The following is a 2,339-nucleotide window of genomic DNA, read 5'->3' as shown; positions in this document are numbered from 1 at the left end:
CGCGCCCGAAGCCGGGCCCACCGTGCGCATCACCAACATGCGCAAGCCGGAGCCCGTGGCTCCGCCCGGACCTCCGCCGCTCGGCGACGAGGACGTGGACGAGCGCATGTTCCCGGAAGAGGGCTCCGCCGAAGGCTGTGCGTCCGGCGAGTGCCTCCCCGTCGCGGAAGCCGCCCCCTCGGAACCGGAGCCCCCGGAGCCCGAACCGCCGCCCGCGATGGCGCCCGTCGCCACCAGCCGCGACAACCCCCAGCGCTCCCTTCCCGAGCGCTGGCGCGCCGCCGTGGAGACCGTGAAGGCCGCGTCCGTGCGCCACGGCACGGCGCTCGCCAACGGCCGCCTCCAGTCCATGAAGGCGGGCGAAATCGTCCTGGGCTATCCGCCCTCCGCCGCCTTCCACAAGGCCGCCGTGACGGCCCCCGCGGGCAAGGCCGCCGTGGACGCGGCGCTGGCCTCGCACTTCGGCCGGGTCGTGAAGCTCACCATCATGGACGTGCCCAGACCCAGGACGTCCTCCCGGGCGGCATGGGGCTGAGCCTCTCCGAGCAGGACACCCAGAGCCGCGCCACCCATGAGAAGAGCACCGAGGGCAAGGTGCGCTCCCACGCGGCCGTGCGCTCCATCCTCAAGATGCTGGGCGGCGAAATCGAGCACATCCAGGTCTACGAGCCCGAGCGGCCACCGGCCAACCTCCCGGACGTCCCCGCCGCTCCTGACGACTGACAACGCCGCCCGGCCCCGCTAGGGTGCGCGGCAACGTCCCTGCTCCGAGCGGCGCCATGACGGCGCGCGCTCCCACGGCCGGGGACCGAGGAAGCACATGCCCGGCATCGACCTGAACTACTTCATCCGGCAGGCGAACAAGCTCACCGAGAAGATCGAGGAGCGGAAGAAGCAGCTGGCGGAAGAGACCGTCGAGGCGAAGTCCGGCGAGGGCCTCGTGACGGTCGTCGCCAACTGCGTGCAGGAGATCCGCAGCATCAAGATCGACAAGAGCGCCATCGACCCCAACGACCCCGGGATGCTCGAGGACCTCATCACCGCCGCCGTGAACGCTGCCCTGGCGAACAGCCGTCAGCACATGAACGCGGAGCTGGCGAAGATCTCCGGCGGCGTGAAGATCCCCGGCATTAATTAAAGACGGATGACCCCCGATCCGCTGAACCGCCTGGTCGCCCAGCTCGCGAAGCTGCCGGGCATTGGTGAGAAGACCGCCCAGCGCCTCGCGTTCCACATCCTGCGGGCGCCGGGCGAGTTCGCCGTGGACCTCTCGCAGGCCATCCGCGAGGTGAAGGAGAAGGTGCACCTGTGCGTGCGCTGCTTCTCCCTCACCGACTCGGAGCTGTGTGGCTTCTGCCGCGACCACCGCCGCGACGAGCGCGCCCTGTGCGTCGTGGAGACGTACTCGGACCTGATGGCGCTGGAGCGCACCCGCGAGTTCAAGGGCCGCTACCACGTGCTGCACGGCGTGCTGTCCCCGCTGGAAGGCGTGGGCCCGGAGCAGCTGCGCATCAAGGAGCTGCTGGAGCGCCTCAACGACAGCCGGGTGGAGGAGATCATCCTCGCCACCAACCCGGACATCGAGGGCGAGGCCACCGCGCTCTACCTCACGCGCCTGCTCAAGCCGCTGGGCCTGCGGGTGACGCGCATCGCCCAGGGCCTGCCCATGGGCGGCGACCTGGAGTTCGCGGACCAGGCCACGCTCGCCAAGGCGCTGTCCGCCGCCGCGACCTGTGACGGCGATGCTGCGTCCCGCGCGCTGAACGCGGGACGGCACGCGTCACCCGCGCTACTGCGTCACCTTCCACGAGAACGGCATCAGCACGGTGACTTCCTGGTCGCGGTGCGCCGGGAAGCGCAGGCCCTGGGCCTGCGTCTCCAGGCAGCGGCCCACCGCCGTGGACGCCAGCGGCCCGCGCGTGCCCGCGCGCACCTTGCCGGAGGACACGATGGTGAGCTGCACCTGCACCTCGCCCGCGGCCGACGGCAGGTCGGACTTGTAGCGCTCGAAGCAGCCGGTGATTTTCGAGCGGCCGTTGGACACCACGCGCTGGATGTCCTCGATGCCCAGCGACACGCGCTCCTTCACCGCCGGCTTCGTCACCGGCTTGCGAGGGGGCGTCTCCTCCGTCCCCTCGTCCACGTGGGGCGAATCCGTCACGGACGCCGCCACCGCGTCACCGCCCGGAACGCTCCCGGGCGGAGTCCCTTCGGGCCCCTGCCCCTGCGGGCCCACCGCGACCTGCATTCCTGGCTGCGGCGAGCCCTGAGCCGCTGCCGGCGGAGTCCCGTTGGCCGCCACGGGCGCGACGGCCGGCGGCGGCTGGACCGGAGGCGTG

3 protein-coding genes and 2 pseudogenes are annotated in these 2,339 nt (G+C 71.7%); 4 read left to right on the top strand and 1 reads right to left on the bottom strand.

Going from position 1 to position 2,339, the window contains the following annotated elements:
- From ACLEQD_RS41570 to recR, 4 genes and pseudogenes are all read left to right on the top strand, one after another.
- Positions 1–535 (top strand): annotated as a pseudogene (locus ACLEQD_RS41570) (DNA polymerase III subunit gamma/tau); the annotation flags it as partial.
- Complete coding sequence (locus ACLEQD_RS41565) at positions 526–723, top strand: hypothetical protein (protein WP_410391439.1); 198 nt, start codon at positions 526–528, stop codon at positions 721–723. The pseudogene ACLEQD_RS41570 and the gene ACLEQD_RS41565, both read left to right, overlap by 10 nt.
- 97 nt (positions 724–820) lie before the next feature.
- Positions 821–1,138, top strand: a complete 318-nt coding sequence (locus ACLEQD_RS41560; protein WP_120599678.1) for a YbaB/EbfC family nucleoid-associated protein — start codon at positions 821–823, stop codon at positions 1,136–1,138.
- Between the two features lie 6 nt (positions 1,139–1,144).
- Positions 1,145–1,720: pseudogene (gene recR, locus ACLEQD_RS41555) on the top strand (recombination mediator RecR); the annotation flags it as partial.
- Between the two features lie 69 nt (positions 1,721–1,789).
- On the opposite strand, the gene ACLEQD_RS41550 reads toward recR, so the two are convergent.
- A partial coding sequence (locus ACLEQD_RS41550; protein ID WP_410391440.1) for an AgmX/PglI C-terminal domain-containing protein occupies positions 1,790–2,339 on the bottom strand: 550 nt, incomplete at its 5' end.

Origin of the sequence: Corallococcus sp. 4LFB, assembly GCF_046520365.1 — a bacterium.
Taxonomy (GTDB): Bacteria; Myxococcota; Myxococcia; order Myxococcales; family Myxococcaceae; genus Corallococcus; species Corallococcus caeni.
The sequence above is the reverse complement of the archived record's forward strand: the minus strand, read 5'-3'. Positions and strand labels throughout refer to the sequence as shown.

Excerpts from the sequence above, each read along its gene's own strand:
- ACLEQD_RS41560 (WP_120599678.1), top strand. The coding sequence starts at position 821 with ATGCCCGGCATCGACCTGAACTACTTCATCCGGCAGGCGAACAAGCTC.
- ACLEQD_RS41565 (WP_410391439.1), top strand. The coding sequence starts at position 526 with ATGGGGCTGAGCCTCTCCGAGCAGGACACCCAGAGCCGCGCCACCCAT.